This is a genomic window from Streptomyces griseosporeus, from assembly GCF_014656055.1.
GTDB classification, from domain to species: Bacteria; Actinomycetota; Actinomycetes; order Streptomycetales; family Streptomycetaceae; genus Streptomyces; species Streptomyces griseosporeus.
This window is the reverse complement of record NZ_BNBR01000002.1, coordinates 492,378-516,979: the sequence shown is the minus strand read 5'-3', so window position 1 is coordinate 516,979 and position 24,602 is coordinate 492,378. Positions and strand designations below refer to the sequence as shown.

The 24,602-nt window shown below is 74.0% G+C and carries 20 protein-coding genes; 7 read left to right on the top strand and 13 right to left on the bottom strand.

Going from position 1 to position 24,602, the window contains the following annotated elements:
• Positions 1-46: 46 nt before the first annotated feature.
• From IE308_RS37210 to IE308_RS11310, 4 genes are all read left to right on the top strand, one after another.
• Positions 47-547, top strand: a complete 501-nt coding sequence (locus IE308_RS37210; protein WP_190217776.1) for a MarR family winged helix-turn-helix transcriptional regulator — start codon at positions 47-49, stop codon at positions 545-547.
• Positions 548-833: 286 nt separating this feature from the next.
• Positions 834-1,208: a DoxX family protein gene (locus IE308_RS11320; RefSeq protein WP_110626229.1), complete on the top strand. Its 375-nt coding sequence runs from the start codon at positions 834-836 to the stop codon at positions 1,206-1,208.
• Positions 1,205-1,672, top strand: coding sequence for a peroxiredoxin (locus tag IE308_RS11315; protein ID WP_308440095.1), 468 nt, complete (start codon positions 1,205-1,207; stop codon positions 1,670-1,672). The genes IE308_RS11320 and IE308_RS11315 overlap by 4 nt, the downstream gene beginning before the upstream one ends.
• Positions 1,673-1,843: 171 nt before the next feature.
• Positions 1,844-4,186, top strand: coding sequence for a SpoIIE family protein phosphatase (locus IE308_RS11310; RefSeq protein ID WP_190217775.1), 2,343 nt, complete (start codon positions 1,844-1,846; stop codon positions 4,184-4,186).
• A 46-nt stretch (positions 4,187-4,232) separates the two neighbouring features.
• Here IE308_RS11310 and IE308_RS11305 read toward each other — a convergent pair whose 3' ends face one another.
• Positions 4,233-4,820: a DNA polymerase ligase N-terminal domain-containing protein gene (locus IE308_RS11305; protein ID WP_110626226.1), complete on the bottom strand. Its 588-nt coding sequence runs from the start codon at positions 4,818-4,820 to the stop codon at positions 4,233-4,235.
• A 58-nt stretch (positions 4,821-4,878) separates the two neighbouring features.
• Complete coding sequence (locus IE308_RS11300; RefSeq protein WP_190217774.1) at positions 4,879-5,745, bottom strand: oxidoreductase; 867 nt, start codon at positions 5,743-5,745, stop codon at positions 4,879-4,881.
• A gap of 158 nt (positions 5,746-5,903) precedes the next feature.
• Between IE308_RS11300 and IE308_RS11295 the strand changes: the two genes are divergently transcribed.
• Together IE308_RS11295 and IE308_RS11290 are read left to right on the top strand one after the other, a co-directional pair.
• A complete protein-coding gene (locus IE308_RS11295) occupies positions 5,904-6,764 on the top strand; it encodes a helix-turn-helix domain-containing protein (RefSeq protein WP_190217773.1) in 861 nt (286 codons plus the stop codon).
• Between the two features lie 82 nt (positions 6,765-6,846).
• The gene (locus IE308_RS11290) at positions 6,847-7,908 is read left to right on the top strand and encodes a LacI family DNA-binding transcriptional regulator (protein WP_190217772.1); all 1,062 of its coding nucleotides are present in this window, start codon (positions 6,847-6,849) and stop codon (positions 7,906-7,908) included.
• Here the strand turns inward: IE308_RS11290 and IE308_RS11285 are convergent.
• The 11 genes from IE308_RS11285 to IE308_RS11235 form a co-directional block, all read right to left on the bottom strand.
• Positions 7,871-9,286: a glycoside hydrolase family 32 protein gene (locus IE308_RS11285; protein ID WP_190217771.1), complete on the bottom strand. Its 1,416-nt coding sequence runs from the start codon at positions 9,284-9,286 to the stop codon at positions 7,871-7,873. The two genes, IE308_RS11290 and IE308_RS11285, sit on opposite strands and share 38 nt — an antisense overlap.
• On the bottom strand, positions 9,283-10,137 hold the full coding sequence (locus IE308_RS11280) for a carbohydrate ABC transporter permease (protein WP_110626221.1): 855 nt from the start codon (positions 10,135-10,137) through the stop codon (positions 9,283-9,285). Before IE308_RS11280 ends, IE308_RS11285 begins: the two co-directional genes overlap by 4 nt.
• A gap of 13 nt (positions 10,138-10,150) precedes the next feature.
• On the bottom strand, positions 10,151-11,116 hold the full coding sequence (locus IE308_RS11275) for a carbohydrate ABC transporter permease (RefSeq protein WP_190217770.1): 966 nt from the start codon (positions 11,114-11,116) through the stop codon (positions 10,151-10,153).
• On the bottom strand, positions 11,113-12,522 hold the full coding sequence (locus tag IE308_RS11270) for an extracellular solute-binding protein (protein WP_190217769.1): 1,410 nt from the start codon (positions 12,520-12,522) through the stop codon (positions 11,113-11,115). The genes IE308_RS11275 and IE308_RS11270 overlap by 4 nt, the downstream gene beginning before the upstream one ends.
• A gap of 149 nt (positions 12,523-12,671) precedes the next feature.
• On the bottom strand, positions 12,672-16,139 hold the full coding sequence (locus IE308_RS11265; RefSeq protein WP_190217768.1) for a phosphorylase family protein: 3,468 nt from the start codon (positions 16,137-16,139) through the stop codon (positions 12,672-12,674).
• Positions 16,140-16,285: 146 nt separating this feature from the next.
• Entirely contained in the window at positions 16,286-16,912 is a 627-nt protein-coding gene (locus tag IE308_RS11260; RefSeq protein WP_308440094.1) for a polysaccharide deacetylase family protein, read from the bottom strand.
• A gap of 297 nt (positions 16,913-17,209) precedes the next feature.
• Positions 17,210-18,247 (bottom strand): LLM class flavin-dependent oxidoreductase, encoded by a 1,038-nt coding sequence (locus IE308_RS11255; RefSeq protein WP_190217766.1) that lies wholly within the window; start codon positions 18,245-18,247, stop codon positions 17,210-17,212.
• A gap of 66 nt (positions 18,248-18,313) precedes the next feature.
• Positions 18,314-19,816, bottom strand: a complete 1,503-nt coding sequence (locus tag IE308_RS11250; RefSeq protein WP_190217765.1) for a metallophosphoesterase family protein — start codon at positions 19,814-19,816, stop codon at positions 18,314-18,316.
• Positions 19,817-19,881: 65 nt separating this feature from the next.
• The gene (locus tag IE308_RS11245; RefSeq protein ID WP_190217764.1) at positions 19,882-21,081 is read right to left on the bottom strand and encodes a glycoside hydrolase family 64 protein; all 1,200 of its coding nucleotides are present in this window, start codon (positions 21,079-21,081) and stop codon (positions 19,882-19,884) included.
• A gap of 169 nt (positions 21,082-21,250) precedes the next feature.
• A complete protein-coding gene (locus tag IE308_RS11240) occupies positions 21,251-22,006 on the bottom strand; it encodes a dienelactone hydrolase family protein (protein WP_190217763.1) in 756 nt (251 codons plus the stop codon).
• Between the two features lie 118 nt (positions 22,007-22,124).
• Positions 22,125-22,745, bottom strand: a complete 621-nt coding sequence (locus tag IE308_RS11235) for an L-threonylcarbamoyladenylate synthase (protein WP_162655443.1) — start codon at positions 22,743-22,745, stop codon at positions 22,125-22,127.
• Between the two features lie 175 nt (positions 22,746-22,920).
• Between IE308_RS11235 and IE308_RS11230 the strand changes: the two genes are divergently transcribed.
• Positions 22,921-24,525: a helix-turn-helix domain-containing protein gene (locus tag IE308_RS11230; protein WP_190217762.1), complete on the top strand. Its 1,605-nt coding sequence runs from the start codon at positions 22,921-22,923 to the stop codon at positions 24,523-24,525.
• The last annotated feature ends 77 nt before the right edge of the window (positions 24,526-24,602 follow it).

The window sequence follows — 24,602 nt, the reverse complement described above, 5'->3', positions numbered from 1 at the left end:
GGCGACGAGTTAATTGCGTAACGCAACGAGATGGTAGCGTGACCGTATGCCCACCTCGCCGCTGCCCACCACCCCCGGCGCCGCCCCGGAAGTGACCGAGATCGAGCGGGCGCTGAGCCGCATCACCTACCTCAGCACCCGGGCCCGGCAGCACGAGCGCCTCATGGCCCTCGCCGGGGTGCCCCTGGACCGGGCCGCGGTCGCCCTGCTGCGGCAGGTCGCCGACGCCGAGCCGCTGCGGCCCGGGGAACTCGCCCACCGCCTGGGCGTGGAGGCCTCGCACGTCACCCGCACCGTGCAGCAACTGCAGAGGGCCGGGTACGTCACCCGCGTCCCCGATCCCGACGACGGCCGTGCCCAGCGCATCGAGCTGACCGACGCCGGCCGGGACGCGATCCGCCGGGTCCGCGACGCCGGGGTGCACGGCATGCAGCTCGCGCTCGCCCATTGGCGGCCCGAGGAGCTGCGGCAGCTGGCCGGGCTCTTCCACCGCATGGTCGACGACTTCCTGGCCTATGCGGCCGCGCACGAGGCCGACGAGCGGTGAGGAAGTCCGGGGCGTACGAGGTCGACCGGCGGTGACGAATTCCCGGGGTGCACGAGGCCGACCACCGGTGAGGAGGCCCGCCGCGCACGAGGCCGGCCGGCGGTGGGGAGGCCCGCCGCGCACGAGGCCGGCCGGCGGTGGGGAGGCCCGCCGCGCATGAGGCCGACCGGCGGTGACGAAGTCCGGGGCGCACGCGAGCGACCAGCGGTGGGGAAGCCCGGCGGTCCGCCGGTGCCTACCGTACAGTAATATCGCGCGCCAGCCGTCGCCCCCACTGGGAGGACCCGTGTCCCACCGCTCGCCCCTGCTGCTCGCCGGACTGCTGGCCGCCGCGGGCGTCGCCCACTTCGCGGCACCCCGGCCGTTCGACGCGACCGTGCCGCGCTCGCTGCCCGGCTCGCCGCGTGCCTGGACCTACGCCAGCGGCGTCGCCGAGCTGGCCCTCGCGGCCGGGCTGGCGCTGCCCCGCACCCGGCGGGTGGCTGCGCGCGCCGCGGCCGGGTTCTTCGTCGGCGTCTTCCCCGCCAACGTGAAGATGGCCCTGGACTGGCGTGACCGCCCCGCCCCGCAGCGGGCCGCGGCCTTCGGACGGCTGCCGCTGCAGGTGCCGCTGGTGCTGTGGGCCCGTGGCGTCGCCCGCACCGCGGAGGCCCGGGCATGAGCGCGCCGCTGAAGCCCGGCGACCGCGTCGAGGACTTCGCCCTGCCCGACGAGACCGGCACCCCGCGCAAGCTGTCGGAGTTCCTCGCCGACGGGCCGGTCGTCCTCTTCTTCTACCCCGCCGCCCTCACCCCGGGCTGCACCGCGGAGGCCTGCCACTTCCGGGACCTGGCCGCCGAGTTCGCCGCCGTGGGCGCCCGTCCGGTCGGCATCAGCGGCGACCCCGTCGACCGGCAGCAGGAGTTCGCCGGCCGGCACGGCCTCGGCATGCCGCTGCTCTCCGACGCCGACGGCACCGTACGGGAGCTGTTCGGCGTACGGCGCGGCTTCTCCCTCGCGCCCACCCGGCGGGTCACCTTCGTCATCGCCGAGGACCGCACCGTCCTGGAGGTCGTGCGCAGCGAGCTGCGCATGAACACCCACGCCGACCGCGCCCTCGCGGCCCTGCGCGCCCACCGCGGCTGACCGTCGCCCCCCCCGGGCGCACGCGCCGCGCACGGCGCGTGCGCCCGCGGGACCGGCCTCCTGCCCGCCTGTGTGACCGCTCCCGTGCGCGTGCCGCCCGGACCGGTCCCGCGCGGGCGTCCCGCGGTCCGCGTGGTTGATGCGGTCGACGGATGGGACCATCCTGGCGATATGGAGCAAGTCGCCGCCGCGGCGGTCGTCGACATACGAGGCGTCGTGACCGGGTGGAGCGACGGCGCCCGGCGGCTCACCGGCTACCCGGCCCAGGAGGCCGTGGGCCGATCCGTGCGCGACCTGCTCGCCGAGCCCGCCCCGCCCGGCTCCCTGCTCTCGCTGACCGGCACCGTCGTACTGCGGCACCGCGACGGCACCGCCGTACCCGTCCGCGCCCGGGCCTTCCCGCTGCACGGCGCCGACGGCCGGCCGTACGCCTGGGCGGTGACCGCCGAGCCGCCCACCGGGGCGGAGCCGACGCTGGCCGGGCGGGCCTTCCAGCAGGCGTCGATGTCGCTGACCGTCTTCGACACCCGGCAGCGCTACCTGCGGCTCAACGACACAGCCTGCCGGGTGCTGGGCGTCGCCCAGGAGGAGCTGCTCGGCCGCCCCTACGCCGACACCGTCGACGACGCCGAGCGCGGCCGGGGCGTCGTGGACCACCTCCGCGAGGTCGCCGAGACCGGCCGGCCCGTGCGCTACGAAAGCTTCACCCGCACCCCCTCCGGCGTCCGCGAGCACGCCTGGAACATCGAGATGTGGCCGGTCCGCGACGCCGCCGACGACGTCGTCGGTGTCGGCCTCGCCGCGTTCGACAGCACCGGGCAGTACCGGGCCCGCCAGCGGCTGGCCCTGCTCAACGAGGCCGCGACCACCATCGGCACCACCCTCGACGTGGTGCGCACCGCCGAGGAACTGGTCGCCCTCGTCGTGCCCCGGTTCGCCGACTTCGTCAGCGTCGACCTGCTGGAGTGGGTCCTCGGCGCCGACGAACCCCCGCCCGCGGACCCCGAGGACGTCGTCCTGCGCCGCGTCGCCCACGGCTCCGCCCACCCGGGCACCCCCGAGGCCGCCGTCCACCTCGGCGAGACGGACGTCTACCCGCCGTACTCCCCGCCCGCCCGGGCGCTGCGCGAGGGGCGCGCCGTCGTCAGCGGCGCCGACGATCCCGGCTTCCACCGGTGGATCGCCGAGCGCAACGCCCGCGGCCCCCAGGGCCGCCGCTACCGCGAGGGCGCCCACACGATGCTCGCCGTGCCGCTGCGGGCCCGCGGCACCACGCTCGGTGTGGCCGTGGCGGTGCGCACCAGCCAGCCCGACGCGTACGCCGAGGACGACGCCGTCCTCGCCGAGGAGGTGGCCAGCAGGGCCGCCGTCTGCGTCGACAACGCCCGCCGCTTCGCCCGCGAACGCAGCACCGCGCTCGCCCTCCAGCGCAGCCTGCTGCCGCGCGGGCTGCCCGGCCAGGCCGCCGTGGACGTCGCCCACCGCTATCTGCCGTGCGGGTCGCTCGCCGGGATCGGCGGCGACTGGTTCGACGTCATCCCGCTCTCCGGCAGCCGCGTCGCCCTGGTCGTCGGCGATGTCGTCGGCCACGGCATCCCCTCCGCGGCGACCATGGGCCGGCTGTGCACGGCGGTGCGCACCCTCGCCGACGTCGACCTGCCCCCGGACGAACTCCTCACCCACCTCGACGACCTGGTCACCCACCTCGCCGCCGACGGCCAGGACAACGGCGAGGAGGTCGCCGAACTCGGCGCGACCTGCCTGTACGCCGTCTACGACCCGGTGGACCGCCGGCTCTGCCTCGCCGCGGCCGGACACCCCGCTCCGGCCGTCGTCCTGCCCGGCGGCACCGTCCACCTCGTGCCCATGACCGCAGGACCGCCCCTCGGCGTCGGCGGACTGCCCTTCGAGGCCACCGAACTCCAGCTGCCCGAGGGCTCCATGGTCGCCCTCTACACCGACGGCCTCGTCGAACACCGGGAGCTGGACGTCGACCACGCCACCGAGGAGCTGTGCCGGGCCCTGAGCGCCCCGGCGGAGAGCCTGGAGACCCTGTGCGACACCGTCCTCAAGGCGGTCCTGCCGGAGGACCCCGTCGACGACGTGGCCCTGCTGCTGGCCCGCACCCGCGCGCTCGGCGCCGACCGGGTCGCCACCTGGGACGTGCCGCCGGACCCGGCCCAGGTCGCCGTCACCCGCCAGGCCGCCACCGGACAACTGGCCGCCTGGGGCCTGGAGGAGGCCGCCTTCGTCACCGAACTCGTCGTCAGCGAACTCGTCACCAACGCCATCCGCTACGGCGCCCCGCCCATCCGGCTGCGGCTGATCCGCGACCGCGCCCTCATCTGCGAGGTATCCGACGGCAGTTCGACCTACCCGCATCTGCGCCGCGCCCACGTGTACGACGAGGGCGGCCGCGGTCTGCTGCTGGTCGCCCAGCTCACCCAGCGCTGGGGCAGCCGGCAGACCGCCGGCGGCAAGACGATCTGGGCCGAGCAGCCCCTGCCCGGCTGACCACCGGCGCCGCCCCGGAGGCGACCTGCCCGGACCGGCCCGCGGCTCAGCTCTCGTCCGCCGCGACCTGGGCCAGCGTCCTGCCCGTGCGGACCGAGCGGGCCCGGCGCGGATCGGGCGTCCCCCGTCCCCGGGCGCCGTGCCCGGCCTTCACCAGGAGCCAGTCGCCGTCCCGGAAACGGGTGAGGGCGTACTCGCCGCGCAGCTTGCTGCCCTTGAGGCGGAAGGTCGCGTGACCGCGCTCCAGGGATTCCGCGAAGTCGACGGGACGGCCCCGGCGGTCGTGGCTGAGCGGTTCGTACGTCCCCCGGTCCCAGACGATGACGGTGCCGCCGCCGTACTCGCCGCGCGGGATGACGCCCTCGAACTCCTCGTACTCCAGCGGGTGGTCCTCGGTGGGCACGGCCAGCCGCTTGTCCCGCGGGTCGTCCGACGGGCCCTTCGGCACCGACCACGACCTGAGCACGTCGCCCACCTGCAGCCGGAAGTCGAAGTGCATCCGCCGCGCGTCGTGGATCTGCACCACGAACCGCGGCTCCTCGCCCCCGCCGGCCGGGGTCCGCCCCGACGGTTCGCGGGTCCTGCCGAAGTCCCGTTTGTCGTGGTACGTCCGTAGGGGGTCCTGCGCGCCCACCCGGGCTCCTTCCGCCGCACGGGTCTGCCACGGGCCGGGTACCCCGGGGGCCGGGCGTTCACCTCGCCCCGATGGTGTCCAGTTCCGCCAGCGCGTCGTCGGGCAGCGCCAGCGCGGCGGCGGCGATGTTCTCGCGCAGGTGACCGGGGGAGGAGGTGCCGGGGATGAGGGCGATGGCCGGTGAGCGGTGCAGCAGCCAGGCCAGGGCCACCTGCTGGGGCGAGGCCTCCAGACGGGCGGCGACCTTCTCCAGCGTCTCGGACTGCAGGGGCGTGAAGCCGCCGAGCGGGAAGTACGGCACGAAGGCGATGTTCTCGGCCGCGCACCGCTCCAGCAGGGCCTCGTCGCGCCGGACGGCCAGGTTGTAGAGGTTCTGCACGGTGACCACGGGCGCGATCGAACGGGCCTCGTCGAGCTGCCCGGCGGAGGCCGCGCTCAGCCCCAGGCGCCGGATCAGGCCCCGCTCGCGCAGCTCGGCCAGCGCCCCGAACTGCTCGGCGACCGGCTCCCGGTTCGGGGTGTCCTGGTCGCCCAGACGCAGATTGACCACGTCCAGCGTCTCCACGCCGAGGCTGCGCAGGTTGTCGTACACCTGCGCCTTCAGGTCCTCGGGGTGCCGGGACATGATCCAGGAGCCGTCCTGGCCGCGCCGCGCGCCGACCTTGGTGACCAGGTGCAGGTCTTCCGGGTAGGGGTGCAGGGCCTCGCGGATGATCTCGTTGACGACGACCGGGCCGTAGAAGTCGGCCGTGTCGATGTGGGTGATGCCGGCGTCGACCGCGGCCCGCAGCACGGCCACGGCCCGCGCTCGGTCCCGGGGCGGACCGAAGACGTGCGGTCCGGCCAGCTGCATGGCGCCGTAGCCGACGCGGGTCAGGGTCAGGCCGTCGGCCGGGGTGATCGTTCCGGCGAGCGTCACGGACATGTCGTACCTCTCTCGGACAGGGGTGAAAGCCCGCTCCGGGCGGCCCGGGCGGTGCGTCACCCACCGTGCGCCCGCCGCGCTCGGTACGGCAGTGCCCCCGTGTTCCTGGGGGTGACACGGCCAGTCACCGCCACGCACCGGGCCGTACCGTGGGGGCCATGGACGGTACGAACGCGCTCGGGGAGTTCCTGCGGGCCCGCCGCGCCCTGGTGCGGCCGCAGGACGTGGGGCTGCCCGGCGGCGGGCTGCGCCGCGTGCCCGGGCTGCGGCGCGAGGAGGTCGCGCTCCTCGCGGGCATCAGTTCCGACTACTACCTGCGCCTGGAACAGGGCCGGGACCGCAACCCGTCGGCTCAGGTGCTGCAAGCGGTCGCCCGGGTGCTGCGGCTCGACGACGACGCCACCGCCCACCTCCTGCGCCTCGGCCGGGAGCGCTCCGCCGCCCCCGCCGCGGCCCGGTCCGGGCGGCGTCCCGAGCAGGTGCCGCCGAGCATCCGGCAGCTCATCGACGGCTGGCCGCGCACCCCGGCGTACGTGCAGAACCGGTACACCGACTGCCTCGCCGCCAACGCCCTGGCCACCGCGCTCACCCCGAACTACACGCCCGGCGTCAACCTGCTGCGGGCCGTGCTGCTCGACCCCACCGAGCGGGCGCTGCGCCGGGACTGGACGGACCTGACCGCCGAGGGGGTGGCGGCCCTGCGCGCCCACGCCGACCCGGACGATCCCCGGCTGCGGGACCTGGTCGGCGAGCTGTCCCTGCGCAGCGAGCGCTTCCGCACGCTGTGGGCCCGGCACGACGTGCGCCCCCGGCACGGCCGGATCAGCCGTCTCAGCCATCCGCAGGTCGGCGACCTCGACCTGCACTCGACCAAGATGACGATCGACGGCTCGGACGGTCTGACCCTGGTCGTCTTCCACGCCGAGCCCGGCAGCCGCAGCGCCGAACTCCTCGACATCCTCGGCAGCCTGACCGCCCCCGGGCACGTGAGCGAGGGGCAGCGGGTGGAGGAAGCCTAGGGAGTCGCCCGACCGGCCGCAGGCACGGATAGGGTGAGCGGTGATCGACCGGAGCGGGCGGGGACAGAGGACAGCGGACGGCATGGGCGGCACCCAGGAGACGAACGGCACCGGTGGCCGAGCCACCTCCCGGGACGTGGCACGCCTCGCGGGCGTGTCCCACACCGCGGTCTCCTTCGTCTTCAACGGCCGGGCCGAGGGCAACCTCTCGCCCGCCACCCAGGAGCGCATCCGCGAGGCCGCCGCCCGGCTCGGCTACCGCCCCGACCCCGTCGCCCGCGGCCTGCGCCGCCGCCGTACCGCCGTGATCGGCCTGGTCACCGACGAGATCGCGTCCTCGCCGTTCGCGGGCCGGCTGCTGCGCGGCGCGATGGAGACCGCCTGGGAGAGCGAACACCTCGTCCTGACCGTGGACTCCGGCGGCGACCCGGCCAAGGAGGACGCGGCCGTCGCCGAGCTGCTGGACCGCCGCGTCGACGGCATCATCTACGCCGCCATGTCGCTGCGGCGCGTCCGCGTGCCCGAGGGGCTGCACCGCGTCCACTCCGTGCTCGCCAACTGCCTGCCCGAGGACGACTCGCTGCCGGCGGTCGTCCCCGCCGAGCGGGCCGGCGGCCGGACCGCCGCCCGGCTGCTCCTCGACGAGGGCCACCGCCGGCTCGCCGTCGTCGGCGGCCTGGACGACATCGCCTCCGTCGAGCGGCTGCGCGGCTTCCGCGACACGCTGCGCGCCGAGGGGATCACCGTCCCCAAGGAGTGGATCGTCCGCACCGGCGGCGAGATCTCCGGCGGTCACGAGGGCGCCCTGCGGCTGCTCGACGGCGTCCCGCCCGGACGGCGGCCCACCGCGGTCTTCGCCTACAACGACCGGGTCGCGGCGGGCGTCCTGCACGCCGCGACCCGGCTCGGGATCGACGTCCCCGCCGACCTGTCGGTGATCGGCTACGACGACCAGGAACACATGGCCGCCCATCTCACCCCGGCCCTCACCACGGTCGCGCTGCCGCACCGGGCGATGGGCGAGGCCGCCGCCCGGCTGCTGCTGGACGCGATCGGCACCGGACGCACCCCGGCCGCGACCGTGCGGCGCCTGGCCTGCCCGCTGATCAGCCGCGCGTCGGTGGGACCAGCTCCCATCCGCTGACGGCCACCTCCGCCCCCGTCACCGTCAGTTCCGCCCTGTCGTCCGGGCGCCGGTAGACCCGCTCGGTCACCACCGCCCGGTCCTCGACGAACAGTTCGAGCAGCGACCCGTCGACCAGCACCCGCACGGTGACCTCAGCCCCGGCCGAAGCCGCCCGTGCGTCCCGGCCGCCGACGCGCAGCGTGATCGGCTCCGAGCCCTCCCGGCCGGTCCGCGGCCAGGCGGAACGGTCCAGGACGACCGTCCCGGCCGCCGGATCCAGCCGCACCGTCAGTTCCGCACCCGAGGCGGCCCGCAGCAGCGACACGGCCGCCGGTGCGCCCGCGGTGACGGTCAGGTCGTACGCGTCCGGCAGCGGCACGCGCCCGGCCGCCGTGACGAACGGCCCGGCCGCGCGCAGCAATTCCAGCTCCGGCGCGGGGGAGGCGCGCAGCGACCCGTCGGGGTGCACGTCGACCACGCGGGGCGCGGTGAGGACCCCGGCCCAGCCGGCGCGCAGCACCTCCTCGGCGCCCCGCGCCTCCCAGGACCAGCCCCACACCAGCGCCCGGTCCGCCTCCTGGAGCACCGCCGGGGCATAGCAGTCCCGTCCGTGGTCGAAGCGGCCGCCGGTCAGTGTCCCGAACCGCAGCCCCCCGCCGGGGCCGTCGATGAGACGGCCCGTCAGATACCCGGTGCTGTCCGGGTCGCCGTCCCACAACGACAGCAGCAGCACCCACGTGCCGTTCCGCGCGGCGAGCAGCTGCGGGCACTCCCAGCCCACCGCCGCGTCGCCGAACGCGTCCACCGCCATCGGGTCGCCGCCGTCCAGCAGCACGCCCGCGAACCGCCACTCCGCCAGGTCCGTGCAGTCGTACAGCAGCACCGACGGCGTGCCGTCCGCGTGGCCCGCGCCCACCAGCGCCCAGCGGCGGCCCGCGTGCCGGAAGACGAACGGGTCACGGAACATCACCACGTCGAGGCCCTCCGGCGGGCCGGCCACCACCGGCTCCGGCAGCGGCTTCCACACCGCGAGCGCCGGGTCGTCCGGGTCGGCCGCGCGGGCCAGGCAGATCGTGCCCAGGCCGGTGTGGGTGTGGTCGATGCCGGTGTAGACGGCGGTCGGCACCCCGTCGTCGTCGACGACGCACCCCGACCAGCAGCCCGCCTCGTCCGGACCGCCGGGAGTGGGCGTGAGGGCGACGGGGTGGTGCTCCCAGTGCGCCAGGTCGGTGCTGGAGGCGTGGCCCCAGTGGATGCCGGCGTGGACCGGGGCGTCCGGGTTGTGCTGGTAGAAGAGGTGGTAGCGGTCCCGCCAGCGGAACGGCCCGTTGGGGTCGTTGGCCCAGTGCGCGGGCGGGCGGACGTGGAAGCGCGGCGCGTGGGCGTCGGCGGTCACCGGTTGACTCCTGCGGAGGTGATGCCCTCGCGCAGAGGGCGCTGGCCGACGACGAACACGACGACGGCGGGGATCATGGACAGCACGACTCCGGCGAGGACGACGGAGAGCGAGCCGGTGCCGAGGTTGCCCTGCAGGGAGACCAGGCCCAGCGGCAGTGTGTAGTTCTGGCCCGACGTCTCCAGGATCAGCGGGCGGAAGAACTCGTTCCAGTGGTAGTTGAAGGCCAGTACGCCGACGATGGCGAGCCCGGGCGCGGCCAGCGGCGCGTACACCGACCGGAAGATCCGCCACGGCCCGGCCCCGTCGAGCATGGCCGCCTCGCCCAGGTCCTTCGGCATGCCGAGGAAGTACTGGCGCATCAGGAAGGTGCCGAACGCGGTCGGGAAGGCGGGGACGATCAGCCCCAGCAGGGTGTCGGTCAGCCCCACCGACTTCAGCACCAGGAACACCGGCACGATGGTGACCTGCAACGGCACCATCATGGTCGCCAGGACCAGGCCGAACAGCGGCTTCTTGAAGCGGAACTCCAGTCGGGCGAAGGCGTAGCCGGCGAGGCCGGCCGTGACCATCTGGCCGACCGCGATCAGGGCCGTGACCAGTGTGGAGTTCAGCGCCAGCAGCCACACGTCGATCTGGTCGAAGACACCGCGGTAGGCCTCGGCGGTCGGATGCGCCGGGACGATCTGCGGCGGCAGGTCGAAGGACTCCGCCGGGGTGCGCAGGGACGTCGACACGGTCCACACCACCGGGCCGAGCGTCAGCAGCGCGCACACGGTCAGACCGGCGATCCGCGCCCACGGGGCGAGAGAGTGCCTGGCACGGCTGAGGGTCAGGGTCGCTTGGCTCATGCTGCTCACCGGCTCACTGGTAGTGGACGAAACGCCGGCTGAGCCGGAACTGGAGGGCGGTCACCGCCATGATCAGCACGAACAGCAGCACGCCCACCGCGGACGCCTCGCCGAACCGCAGCTGCTCGAAGGCGGTCTCGTAGATCACCATGACCACCGTGCGGGTGGAGTCGCCGGGACCGCCGTCGGTGAGGACGTACGGCTGCTCGAACACCTGGAGGGCGTTGATGATGCCGACCACGGACGCCACCAGCAGCGTCGGCGACAGCAGGGGCAGCGTGACGCTGAGGTGCTTGCGCAGCCCGGTCGCCCCGTCCAGGGCGGCCGCCTCGTGCACCTCCTTGGGGATGTTGTTCAGACCGCCGACGAACAGCAGGAACGAGAAGCCGAACTGCTGCCAGACATAGACCAGGACCACCGCCGCCATCGCCGCGTGCTCCGAGGTCAGCCAGGGCACCGGGGCGATCCCCACCAGCCCGAGCAGCCAGTTCACGACCCCGAAGTCCTGGTTGAACAGGTACTTCATCACCACCGAGATCGACGCCGCCGACAGCACCAGCGGGAAGAAGAACGCCGAGCGGAACGCCGAGCGCAGCCACACCGGCATCCGCCCGTCCACCGTGATCGCCAGCACGAGCGCGATCACCAGCTGGAGCGCCACCGCCAGCACCATGAACACCAGGGTGTTGCGGAACGACACCAGCACCGTCCGGTCGCCGAACACCTCGCCGTAGTTCGACGCCCCCGCGAACCGCGGCGGGTCGATGACGTTCCAGTGGAACAGGCTCAGCACCACCGAGCCCGCGATCGGTACGACCGTGAAGGCCACGATGCCGATCACGGTCGGCACCAGGAACAGCGCCGCCATCCACCGGGCGCCGCGCTCGCGCAGCCCCGGCCGGACCGCCGCGGGGGCCGGGGCGGCCGTCCGGGCCGGCGTCCGCGCGGCCGGGACCCGGGTGTTCGTCGTGTTCGTCACAGCTCACGCTCCATGGCCCGCTCCAGATCGCCCTGCATCCGGCGCAGCGCGGGGCGCACCGCGCGCGGGGAGGCCAGGGCCGTGCCGGTGTGCTTCAGCAGCACCTGCTCCACCTCCGCGACCTGCGGCGGTGCCGGGATCGGCCCGGTGCCGGGAAACGCGTCGAGGGTGTCGTAGAAGACCCGCCAGTGCGCCGGGCCGGTCTCCCGGTAGCGGCCCGCGTCGAGCATCGAACGGCGGGCCGGGGTGGTCTGGTTGGTGGTGAACAGCCGGGTCAGGGTGTCGCGGCGCGCGGAGTACTTGATGAACTCCCAGGCCGCGTCCTGCTGCCTGGAGGTGCGCAGCATCGCGTAGCCGGCCGCCCCGTACTGCATGCGGTGCGTGCGCCAGCGCGGGAAGTACTGCACGTCGAAGCCGTCGGGCCGCATTCCGGCCAGGTGCAGGCCGCCCGCCCAGAAGCCGCCCGCCGGGGTGACCCCGACCCGGCCGGTGGAGAAGACGCCGATCAGGTTCTGGCCGTTGCCGCCCTCGGGGCGGGTGCACAGGCCGTCGCGGACCAGGGAGGCGAGGTAGTCGTACACCTCCTCGACCCGGTCGTCGGTGGCCTGCGGGGTGGTCCACCGGAAGCCGCCGCCGCGCCCCTGCCGCCGGCCGGCCGGGTAGAAGGCGTCCCACAGCCAGTCGCCGCCCGGCGCCCTGGACTCGGCGAGCAGGTTGGTGCCGTTGGCGAACAGCCACGGCACGACGCCGCCCCACAGCCGGTTGGTCCAGAAGTACGGCGTGAAGTGGGAGTCGCTCGCCCGCTTCATCCGCCGCAGCAGTGCCGTGAAGTCGTCCCGCGTCCAGTCGGCGTCCGGGAAGCCCGCGCCGGCCCGCCGCAGCACCTGCGTGTTGAGGTAGATGTCGGCCGCGTTGAACTCGATCGGCAGCTGGTACAGGCTCCCCTCGTACATCATCGACTCCACCAGCGAGGGGTGGACGTCGGCGAAGTACTCGCGCAGTTCGGCCGCGTCCCGCTTCACCCACGTGTCGAGCGCGACGCCGAGCCGCCGCGCGAACAGCTGCACGCCCTCGGTGGCGACATAGACCAGATCGGGGGCGGTGCCCGCGGCGATCTGGGTGAGGATCTTGGCGAAGAAGTCCGACCAGTCGACGGCCTGGACGGCGTTGACGCGGACCTTGATGTCGGGGTGCAGCTTCCGGAAGCCGTCCAGCAGCGCGCGCACGCCGTCCGGGGAGAACGCGGAGCCGAGGGTCGCGACGACGAGGGAGCCGTCGTCCCGGCCGGGGATGTCGGCTCCGGTGAGCCGGTCCCAGCTCGCGGCGGTGCCGGCCACGGCCGCGGCGGCCGCCCCGTAGGCGCCGTACCGCAGCAGGCTGCGGCGGGGGAGAAGCGAGTCGGTCATCGAAAGGGCCTAACCCGTGTTAGTTCGAGTGATGCCCCAGATGATGGGAAGCGTGTCGCACGCCTGTCAATAAGCGTGCACGCCTGACCTTTAACGAGTTAGGTCAAGGGAACGGAGTGACCCGGGTCGACGGGGTCGCGGCCTCCGTGTCAGAAGTTGGAGATCACGCTGGTGAGCACGTCGACGATGGCCTTGGGGTCCCGGGCGTCGTAGGCCCGCCCGCCGGTCGCCGTGGCGATCTTCTCCAGCACGGTACGGCCGCCTGCGTCCTGCTGGTCGGCCTCGGCGCCGTAGGCGATGGTGAACACCCGCACGCGCCGGTCCGGGGTGCCGATGCGGGACAGGACGTCGCTGAGCGTCGGCTTGTCGGGCACGCCCTCGTTGCGGCCGTCCGTGAGCAGCACGATGGCGTTGATGGCGTCCGGGTCGTACGACGCGCGCAGGCTCGCGACGGCCGCGTCCACCGTCCCGTACAGGCCGGTGGCGCCGTTCGGGACCAGGCCCTGCACCTCACGGGTGAGCTGCTTGCGACGCGTGGCGTCGGCGCCGGGCGGCCGCTCGTCCAGCGGGCCGATGGGCACCAGCTGCTGGTAGTGGTGTATGCCGCCCATGTTCGCCGCGTTGGAGAACTTCCACAGCCCGACCCGGTCCTGCGGCCCGAACTGGCCGAACAGGGCCGGCTCGGCGGCCTTCAGCAACTCCATCTTCGTCCTGCCCTCGCCGGGCACCTTGTCGTCCATGGACGTGGAGGTGTCGATGACCACCAGCACATCGGCCGGCCGGCGCAGCTTCGCCCACACCTCCTGGACGCGGGCGAGGACGGGGCCCTTCGGGGCGTGGTACTGGGTCAGCTCCACGTCGTCGCGGGCGCCGTTGTCCTGCGTGACCTGCGCGCCGGGCCTGCCGTCGTGGGTGCGGAAGCCGTACGGGCCGAAGAACGCGTCGAAGACCGACCTGTCGTGCAGGTACCGCAGGAAGTCCCGGGCCACCGCGGTCTTCTGCGCGGGCAGCCCGTTCAGCGTGATGTACGGGTGGTCGCTGCGCGGGTTGCTGTCCTTCGGGTAGACCGACCTGAGCGGGGTCGTCGGCGGGCTGGTCCGCGCGCAACCGGGCTCCTCGCTGTACGCGCCGCACGGGTAGCCCCGGTTGTAGGCGACCACGGAACTCTCCTCCACCGTGACGGCGGAGATGTAGCGCAGGGCCTCCTCACGGCCGCCCTTGTCGTCGGCCGCGCGCAGGTTCGCGAGGAACGTCAGCGTGGTGTCGCCGTAGTGCACCACCGACTTCTCGATGGCGCGGACGAGCTTCTGGTTCTCGGGGTCGTCGACGTTCTGCTCGGACAGTTCGCCGACGGTGCCGGTGCGGGCGTAGAACGCGCCGATGGTCGCGTTCAGCCCCGAGGTGGAGTAGTCCGGGTTGGTCTTGCCCAGCTTCAGCGCGCCCCACTGCTTCTGCCCGCGCCGCGCCCAGAAGTCCTGCGGGTTCTCGGCCCACTGCGCGAGGTCCTTCCAGCCGACGCGCTGCTCCGGCCAGCCCAGGGCCCGGGCCATCGGGTCGGGCATGGCGATCGTCAGAGGGCTGGTGACGATCGGCTCGCTCGTCTCCGGCAGCTTCCGCAGCGCCTCCGGTGTGGCCCGGGTCCTGGCCAGCGCCAGCCAGTCGCTGCCGGCGGGCGACCACACGTCCGGGGCCGGTCCGTCGGCCTCGCTCCAGCCGGCGGCCAGCGCGCGCATCGCGGTACCGGAGTTGACGCCGTCGACCGCGATCTTCACGCAGTGGCCCTGGGCCTTGCGCGCCCCGTACTCGCCGGCGGCGTCGATGAGCGACTTCGACAGATCGACGGAGGCGGCGATCCGCAGGGTGGTGTCGGCGGTGCCCGGGGAGCAGGACGGCAGGGCGGACGCCTTCTTGATGCTGTTCGCCGCAGTCTCACCGCCCCCGCTGCCGCCGCCCGGCCAGAGGGTGCCGAACAGGACGGCGAGCACGACGGCCAGCGCCAGCCCGACGAGGGAGGCCCGGGGGTGCCGGGTGAGGGGGCCGAGGAAGGGGAGCCGGCGTGGGGGGCGGGGGCCGGTGGGTGTGCCGGTGCCGCCGGAGCCGGAGCCGGAGCCGGGGCCTGAGTCGGTGGTGGGTTTGCCGGTGTTGACGTCGGAGCCGTGCGGGCCCTGGGGCGTGCCCGTGCCGGTGTGGGCGCGCGACGGGGACTCCGGGGTGGGGTGCTCCGGGATGGTCTGCGGCGCGGGGGTGGTCCGGGTCGCCGGGGTGGGCGACGACTCGGCTGAGGTGTACGGCCCGGGAGTGGAGACGCCTGCCTGAGAGGTCCAGGTGTTGGAACCCTCGGCGGAGGGCTGGGCGTGCTCGGAGCCGGAGCCGGAGCCGGAGCCGGAGCCGGAGCCGGGGACGGGACTGGTGGTCGGCGTGTGGGGGTGCGGGGCCGCGTCGTCGGGCCGGGTGGTCGCCGTGGGGGAGTGCGGTGCCGTGCCTGCGGGCCTGCCGGCCGGGGTGGGGGAGTGCGGTGCCGTGTCCGTGGGTCTGCCGACCGGTGTGGAGGAGTGCGGTATCGCGTCCTCGGGCCCGTCGGCCGGCGTGTGCGCCCGGGGCGTCGCGTCCTCGGGCCCGCCGGTCGCCGTCACGGGCAGCGGCACGGCGTCGTGCGGCCCGTCGCCCGGCCCGTGGGTGCGCGGTACCGCGTCCTGCGGCCCCGCGGTCGGTATGCGTGTGCCGGTGGCCGGTAAGGCGGCGCCCGGGCCGGCCGGGTGGGTCCGTGGCGGCTCGTCCGCGCCGGCCGGCCCGCCGGCCCCGGGGAGCCGCCCCCACGACGTGACCGGGACACCCGTACCGTCGCTCCCCGGGTCAGGCCATGTCTCCCGCGTCCCGGCCGGAGACGCCTCCACGACGCTCCTGCCGAGTTCCCGCAGCACGGCGACGGCGGCCGACGCGGCCCGGGTCGCGGCCAGTTGCTGCATACCCCGCGCGTCCGCGGCGTGCTTGTGGCCGTCGGCCTTGTCGCTGATGCCGCGGATCGTCAGGGCGTCCAGCCGGCCGAGGAGATGCGCGGCCCGGCCGACGCCCGCGCTCTCCATCTCGATCGCGGCGGCGTCGTTGTAGCTCTGCCGCAGCTGGGCGGCGAGGTCGGAGCTGCGGTCGTTGAGCACGACCTCGCCGGCGGCGATGGGCTTGTACCGCACGGTTACGTCCGGGTCGAAGGTCGCGTGCAGGGCCGCCTGGAGCAGCCGCCACGACGCCTCCCAGGCGCGCGGGCGGGCGAGACTCGTCCCGGAGGCCACCTTCGCGCCGTGGTAGGCGTAGATGCGCGTGCCCACGACGACGTCGCCGATCTCCAGCTCGTCGCTGAGCCCGCCCGCGACCCCGACGAAGAGCAACGCCCTGGGCGAGAACAGGTGGTGGGCCTGCTCGGTGATCAGCGCCGCCGTCTCGTTGCCCTCGCCGATCAGCGCGAGGGCGGCGGTGAAACCGGTGTCGGCCAGCCGGCCGCAGTCGAAGACCGTGCCGGAGGGATGCTCGCGCCGCAGCACGTCGGTCAGGTGGGCGCGTACGGCGAGGTACTCCACGGGCAGCGCCGTGAGGATCACCACGGTGGGCGGAGAGTCTGTCACCTGATCAACCGGGCCTTAACTCCGAATCCTGGACACGACCTGGACAGACCACGGTAGCCGCGAGTGGTCGCGGAGGCAGCAACTCCCGCAGGAACATCGCCGGTTGAACGGAAATCGTGACAGGGTGGGGCGCGCGTGTGCCCGGTTCAGCCGGCCGGTGCCTCGATGTAGTCCTCCAGGCGCGCCACGGTGAACCCCTGTTCCTGGATCCGCTTCAGCAGGTGCGCGAACATCTGCGTCATCGTGGTGCCCTTGAGCTCGGCGGGTCCGCGGAAGTGGGCGAGGATGATGTCACCCGGCCGCAGCTTCTTGTCGGGCGTCTGGTACTGCATGTTGTGGATCTGCATGGACTCCCGCCACAGGACGATGGCCCGGGGACCGCACTTCGCGACCGCGGCCTTGGTGCCGGTGTCGTACACGCCGTAGGGCGGGCGGAACAGCAGCGGCGCGGCGCCGTACTCCGTGGCGAGCGTCTTCTGGTCGCCGCACACCTCTTCCTTCTGGGGGGCCGGCGGAAGGGTGCTCATCACGTGGTGGTGCAGGGTGTGGTTCTGGATGTGATTGCCCAGGCCCTGCAGGTGCCGGAAATAGCCGTAGTCCCCCTTGATGGCGTCATCCGTCAGGAACATCGTGATCGGGATCCTCAGGTCCCGCATCATCTCGAAGAAGCGGGGGTCCTTCTCCTGACCGTCGTCGAGGGTGATGAAGACGACCTTCTGGGAGGTCGGGATCCGGGTGAGGACCGGAACCGGCCCGTCGGCCGAGAGCTTCACCGGTTTGTCTGCCGGAGGCGTCGGAGCGGGAGGCAGCGGCTTCAGGCCCCACTTGTGCCAGGCCCGGGCGTCCGCGGTCGGCGCAGCGGTGGGGCTTTCCGGTGCGGCGGGCCGCGAGGCGGGAGCAGGCCGGCCGGTCCCGCCGCCGCCCGCGTTGCAGCCGCCGACGGCCAGGGCCGCCAGTACCGCTGCCGTTGCGGCAGCGCAGCGCCTGCCCCGCTCGCTGTGCCGTTTCCTCACGCCGTTCCCTCGCAGCAGAAGTCTGTGATCATTCGTTCCGCTGAGAAGATATCCCGATCATGTGTACGGAAGGATCGGCGTCCACCCCAGTGCCGGCCCGAGCTTCGTCGCCATGTCGGTGAGGATCTGCACGTAGTCCTCGTGGCCGAAGGTGAACGGCAGCGCGAAGGCGACCTCGTCCACCTCGCGGAACGCGGCGTGCGCGCGCAGGCGTTCGGCGATCTCCTCGGAGCTGCCGACCAGGTCAGGTGCGAACAGCAGTCTCCCCGGCCCCTGGGGCGCGGTGGTACGGGGCAGTCGCCGGGCGGCGTACTCCGCGTACCGGGCGCGCTGCTCGGGTGTCGCGGAGTCGGTGGGGATGACGACGAGGCCCTGCGAGACCCGTGCCGCCTCCCCGTCGGGGTGGGCGGCACGGAACGCGCGGATCAGGCCGAGCTGGATCTCGGCGAAGTCCCACGGGCCGTCCGGGTCGTCCGCCCTGACGACACTGCTGGTGAGGAGGTTCATGCCGTGCTCGCCCGCCCAGCGCGCCGAGCGCAGGCTGCCGCCGCCGTACCACAGGCGGCCGGACAGCCCGGGGGAGTGCGGCTGCACCCGGTCCGAGAAGACCTCGAAGCCCTCGGTGCCCGCGAAGTCCGTGACGGGCTCGCCGCGCACGCAGTCCAGCAGCCGCTCGACCCGCCCGTACCCGAAGTCCTCCACGTCGGCCGTGTCCGGGTACAGGGCGTCTTGGACCCGGTCGTAGTGCATCGGCGGGCCGACGCTCACCCCGGGGTGGAGCCGGCCGCCCGACAGCAGGTCGACCGTGGCCAGGTCCTCCGCCAGCCGCAGCGGGTTCTCCCAGCCCAGCGGGATCACCGCGGTGCCGAGGTCGATGCGGCGGGTGCGCTGCGAGGCCGCCGCCAGCACGGCGACGGGCGAGGAGATGCCGTACTGGAGATGCCGGTGGCGCACCCAGGCGCTGTCGAAGCCGAGCCGCTCGCCCAGCTCGATGATCTCCAGCGTGGACTCGTGCCCGCGCCGCGGATCGGCCTCGTCGAACAGGCCGATGGTGAGGAAGCCGAGCTTGCGCAGCGGTCGTGCGGTCGGCGGCACGGGCACCTCCGTCGTCCGGGGCACCTGCGTGCCGTTCTACGGTACGACGACGATCGTACGGTCCGATCATTGCAGCGGGATGAACACCTCGTCCTCGACCGGGGGGTCGGTCTCCTGCGCCAGGTTGCCGGTCGCCGCGAAGCAGCGCAGCCGGATGCCCTCCGGGGTGACGTCCAGCCGCAGGAAGGACTTGAAGAAGGGCGGGCTGTAGGTGGCCGAACCGGGCGAGAACAGCTGGGTGTAGATCTTGCGCACCGGCAGCCGGAACCGCTTGCGGCGGTCCGGGCGGCGGCCGGTCCCCAGCAGGCCCGCCACCAGGCGGGCGCGCCGGGTGACCCGGGTTCCCGGCCCGGGAGCGCGGGCCGGCCGGATCTCCAGCCGCTCGGCGACCACCGCCGTCGCCTCCGCCTCGGTGAGCGTGAAGAACCGCCGCAGCCGCAGCCGGCGGCCGTACAGCCGGCTGTAGAACGCGAGGGAGTCGCCGCGCAGCGGATAGCAGCGGAACTCCTCCTCGGTGACGCCCGCGATGTCGACCCGGGGGATGGTGTGCGTGGCGTGCGTGAACGCGCCGCCGCCGCCCGCCACCACGTACTGGACGGTGCGCCCGCCCACGTCGACGGGGTAGCGCTGGTAGTTGTGGATGTCGCCGCCGATCGCCGCCACGTAGTGGTGGGCGGGGTCGCGCACGATGTCGTCGACGGTGCCGCCGCCCTCCACGGGGCACGGGTGGTGCTCGCCGTCCACGTACAGCGGCGACCCGGTGATCAGCACTTTCGGGCGCGGCCCGCGGGACACCTCGCGCAGCCAGGCGCCCTGTTCGGCGTCGACGGTGCCGAGCAGACCGGTGTCGATGCCTATGATCCGTATCCCGCCGGTGTCGATCGCCCAGTAGGGGCCCGGCTGTTCGGCCTGCTGGCCGGGGCGCCCGCGCAACTTGCGCTGCTCGTCCAGGTCGCGGCCGTCGTCGGGGCGCGGCCGGTGCCACAGCAGCGACCGCAGCCAGGCGCGTGTGAGGGGGCGCGGGCGGGGCTCGGGCGGCAGCGGCGGGGCGTCGCCGCAGAAGACGCGCATGAACGCGCCGAGGTCCTCGTACCAGTCGTGGTTGCCGGGTACGGCGTACAGGGGCGCCGGGTAGTCCCGGTAGGGCCGGAAGAACTTCGTGCCGTAGTCGTCGGCGCTGCCCACCGGGTAGATCACATCGCTGGCGACGACCGCGAAGGCGGTGTCCCGGCCCGCGTCGAGCAGGCCGGGCACGACCGCGTACTGGGGCTCGCCGCCCTCGCCGGGGTCGCCGAGGACGAGGAAGGAGAACCGCTCCGGGTCCGCGCGCCGGATCACCTTGTCGGCGGGCGCCCCGGCCGCGGCGCGCTGCGCCACCCACCGGCCGCGGGTGCGGCCGGTGGGGTCGCCGAGCCAGGAGGCCAGCACGCCGTTGCGGGCCGCCCACAGCATCCTCGGATCGAACCAGGACAGCTTCTCCGTCCGGCCCGGCATCAACTGCCGGTACGTCCCTGGCGTGGCGCCGTGCCAGCCGGCGCCTTCTGCGGTTTCACGAGAGGATTCAGCCACCGGGGCACGGTAACAATGCCCCGGTCAGGGCCGAAGAGCGGGCTCCCGCAGCCCACTTGGGCGCCTCAGCTGAACGGGTCGAGCGTCAGGTAGGCCTGCCGGGGGCTGCCGTCGTGCACCAGGGACTCGTGGTTGCCGACGTCGTCGAAGGCGAAGGCGTACGCCTTGCCGTCGGCCATCCGGTCGTGGATGGCACGGGCGTAGTGGTTGGTCACCGGGTCCTGGTAGAAGGCCGCCGACGAGGTGTCCGGCTGGTTGGGGTTGACCAGCAGCGTGGAGCGGTTGAAGCTCGCGCACAGCGTGCGCGAGATCGGGCCGCGCACCTGGTCGTTGGGCGCGTCGAGCAGCTTGTGGCAGCCGAAGACGCTGTCGGCGTCCGGCTTCTGGAAACTCGTCACCACCGCGCCCGAGCCGTTGGTGAAGTTCATGACGCCGCCCGAGACCCGCCCGAAGTACTTGGTGTTCGGCTGGTTCGCGAACGGGGTGACGGTCAGCGTCGTCGTCGCGTACTTCTGCCAGACCCGGTTGATGTAGTCGTCCATCACCGACGCCGGCAGCGCCCCGGACTCCACCCCGTGCCCGGGGGACAGCGCCCGCAGCACCGTGCCGTCGGACCGGGTCTGCACCAGGCCGCCCCAGCCGCCGGACTGGGCCCGCAGGGCGCTGAACACCCCGTTGTATCCTCCGGGTTTGAGGTGCCCGGTGTTCACGGTGCTGCCGTCCGCGCGCTGCACGCCGACGGCGTAGGGCGCCGAGAACATGTCGACCTGCGTGCTGTTCAGCCACAGCCCGGCGTCGTTGAGCGTGTACTCCGACCAGTTGAAGAGGATGTCGTGGTTGGGGTCGCTCGGGTTCTGCACGGCCGGCTGCACAAGGCCTCCGGTGGCGAGCCGGAAGTCGAGCTTGCGGCCGTAGGAGAAGTAGATCCGCCCGGAGAGCTTGGGGATGCGGATCGTCTTCGACTGGCCGGCCGCCGGTCCCGGGATCGACGCGTCGGGCGCCGGCACCGGCGGCACGCTGCCGGCCGGCCAGGGGTGGAAGGCGCCGCTCGCGTCGGCCCAGCCCTGCTGTCCCGTGGAGAGCAGCGTGCCCAGCGTGTAGACGTACACGGCCTCACCGCGGCCGGAGTTGTTGGTGAGCGTCAGCGGGATGGTGTCGGGGACCGCGGCCTCGGCGCGGGACGGGGCCTGGACGACGAGGCCCGCGGCGACGAGGCCGGCCGCCGCGGCCGTGAGGAGCAACCGGTGTGTGAGGCGCGTGCGCACGCGTCACCTCCGTACGGGTGTGGGGGGTTGGTCCGTACCAGTTCTGAGAGCGCTCTCAGAGTGGCGCTGAGGCGCGTCCATGTCAATGGGATGCGCGGAAGGCCCGCGCCGGACACCCCGATGGGGCGCCGGGCGGGCCGCGGCTCGGACGAGTGCCGGACCGGCAGGGTCAGAAGGTGCGCTCCAGCAGGTCCAGCAGCGCCGCCCAGTGCCGCTCGTCGCCCTCCTTGTGGTACGCCGAGGTGTCAGCCTGCGTGAAGCCGTGCCGGGCGCCCGGGTAGACCTCGCACCGGTGCCGTACACCCGCGTCCGTCAGCGCCTTCTCCAGGCGCTCGATCTGCTCCGGCGGCAGCGACGGGTCCCCGTCGGCGTGGCCGAAGTACACCTCGGCGGTGATCCGGTCGGCCACCCGGTGCGGGCTGTCCGGCGTGTCCGTGGCCAGGCGCCCGCCGTGGAAGCCGGCCGCGGCGGCGACCCGCTCCGGATAGGTGCCCGCGGTCAGCAGGGACAGCCGGGCGCCCATGCAGTAGCCGGTCACCGCGACCGGCCCGGCCGCGACCGCCGGTGAGGCGGCCAGCCATTCCAGCCAGGCGGCGGCGTCGCGCATCGCGAGGTCGGGGGTCAGGGAGCGGATGAGCGGGCCGACCTTCTCGAAGATCTCCGGGCGGCCCTCGTGGTCGATGAACTCGGGCAGCTCCACGACGGGCGCCGTGCCGTGACGGTAGAACAGGTTCGGCACCAGCACCGTGTAGCCGGCCGCGGCGAGCCGGTCGGCCATGGCGCGCAGCTGCGGGCGCAGCCCGAAGGCGTCCATGTAGAGCAGCACGGCCGGGTGCGGGCGGCCGTCGCCCGGATGGGACAGATAGGCGTCGGCCGTGCCGTCCGCGGTGCGGATCTCGACGGTGCCGGCCTGAACGGAACTCATGGGGCCACCTCTTGGCGGGTCGGGGGGCAACGCTGCGGTCCCCGGGGGTGTCCCGCGGGGACCGGTTCCGATCATGGTTGCATGGGCCACGCAGTTGCCGGCGGTCGGCCCCGGTCCCTCACTCGAAGCGTGTCGTGTCCCCGGCGCCGCGCCGCACGATCTCCGCCTCGCCCCCCGAGAAGTCGATCACCGTCGTCGGCTCGGTGCCGCAGTCGCCGGAGTCGACCACCGCGTCCAGCACATGGTCGAGCCGGTCCTTGATCTCCCAGCCCTGCGTCATCGGCTCGTCCTCGCCGGGCAGCAGCAGCGTGCTCGACAGCAGCGGCTCGCCCAGCTCGGCCAGGAGCGCCTGGGTGACCACATGGTCGGGGATGCGCACCCCGACCGTCTTCTTCTTCGGGTGCTGGAGCATCCTCGGCACCTCCTTCGTCGCCGGCAGGATGAAGGTGTAACTGCCCGGAGTGGAGGCCTTCACGGCCCGGAACACGTCCTTGTCGACCCGGACGAACTGGCCGAGCTGCGCGAAGTCCTGGCACACCAGCGTGAAGTGGTGCCGGTCGTCCAGCTGCCGGATGGAGCGGATCCGCTCCATGCCGTCACGGCTGCCCAGCCGGCAGCCCAGGGCGTAACAGGAGTCCGTCGGGTAGGCGACGAGCGCGTCCTGCCGGATGCTCTCGGCGACCTGGAGAATGGTGCGCGGCTGGGGGTTGTCGGGGTGCACGTCGAAGTACTTCGCCATCCGCCGAGCTTATGCCGCCGCGCCCGGCCGTGCAGAGCTGCCCCGCCGCAGGCCGCGCGCAGCCCGTGCCGACCCCTGTGACGTGCGCCGATGCCGTCCTGCCCGGGTCCGGGCAGGTGCGGTAACGTCCGCCCGGCAGACCGCCGCGGACAGCACGGACGAGGAGACGGCCGACATGACGGGCCCAGCCGACGGGACACCCGACGCCGACACGGCGTGGGCCCGGCAGCTCCTGGAGCAGCTGCGGCCCGCCGGACGCGACGCCGGCAAGGTCGTCGCCTGGCTCGCCGGCACCGTGGACGCGTCCGTCTCCCTGACCGACGGCGCCGGGCGGCTGCTCGCGGGCGAACCGGTGCCCGTGGACGACGCTCTCGCCGCCGGCCTGGTCCACGGGCGCATCGCCTCCGCCGCCTGGGAGGGGCAGGGCCGCCACCTGCGGCTGGTCCGCGTCGACCTGCCGCAGACCGCCGGCGTGCTGACGGTCGCGCGCGGCGCCCCCTTCGACCGGCGCGCCGCCGACGCCGTCACCCACACCGCCGCCGTCCTCGAACTCCTGCTGCGGGCCCAGGAGTCCACCGCGACCGGACACCGCCTGCGGCGGGCCGCGGCCGACCTGCGGCTCGCCATCCTCCAGCTGCTCATGGTCGAGGACACCGTCTCCGCGCGCCGGGTCGCCGCCGGGCTGTGGCCGGGCCTGCTCGACACCGACACCGCGTGGGTGTACGTCGTCGAGGGCCGCCCCGAGGACCGCGACCGGCTCGCCGAGGAGTGCCTCGCCGCCACCCGCGAGCAGGCCCTCGTCGTACGCTGCCCGGCCGTCGACGCCCACGTCATCGTCGTCGCCCCGGACGACACCGCCGACCCCGCCCTGCGCGCGCTGGTCGAGCCGCGCCCGCACACCTACCTCGGCGGCAGTACCCGGCAGAGCCTCGCCCGCACCGCCGGCGCGTACGGGCAGGCCGTCAGCGCGCTCGCCGTGGCCCGCTTCCGCCCCGGGAAGGCGGCAGTCTACGCCGAACGCACCCGCCCCGAACGGCTGATGGACCCCGCCGCGCTCACCGCCTGGGCCGCCCGGCTGCTGCGGCCGCTGGACGGGCTGGCACACCACACCGGCGCCGAACTGCTCGCCACCACCCGCCTCGGCCTGGAGTTCACCGCCGTCAACGCCGCCAAGGTGCTCGGCGTCAGCCGCAACACCGTCCGCGCCCGCATGACCCGCACCGAGACCCTGCTGGGCGCCGACTTCACCGACCTCACCGCCCGGGCGGCGGTCCACCTCGCCCTCAACACGCAGGTACGGCCGGTGGAGGACGCGCCGGGCACCGATGCGGAGCCGCCGGCCCCCGGCCGTGGACAGCAGGGGGCGGGCTCGGCCGGGGCCGGCCGACGGGACCGGGAAGGGGCGCCCGCCGCCGCAGACCTGGCCGGCCAGGCGTCCCCCGTGGGTCTCCCCGCACTCCTCGCCGGGCCCGCCGTGCAGGAGTGGGCGCGGGAGCTGCTGGCGCGGCTCGACGCCGACAGCCGGGATCTGCGGGGCACCCTGCGGGCCTGGATCGGCGCCGGCGGCAACGCCGAGCGGGCCGCGCAGCGGCTCGGTGTGCACGCGCAGACCGTCCGCGAGCACGTCCGTGCCGCCGAACCCGTCCTCGAACGCCAGCTGCTGACCGGTGGCCCGGACCTGTACGAGGTCGTCCTCGCCCACCTCGCCGCCGGGGAGCTCGCGCCGCCCGTGCTCGCCCCGGAGGAACCGGGCGATCGGGACGCAGCTGTGCACGGGTGAGCCCGGCGGCCCGCGCGCCGGGCACGGACACGGTTCACAGGCGGGCCCGCAGGCACGTAAGTTCGACCCGCAGCCGC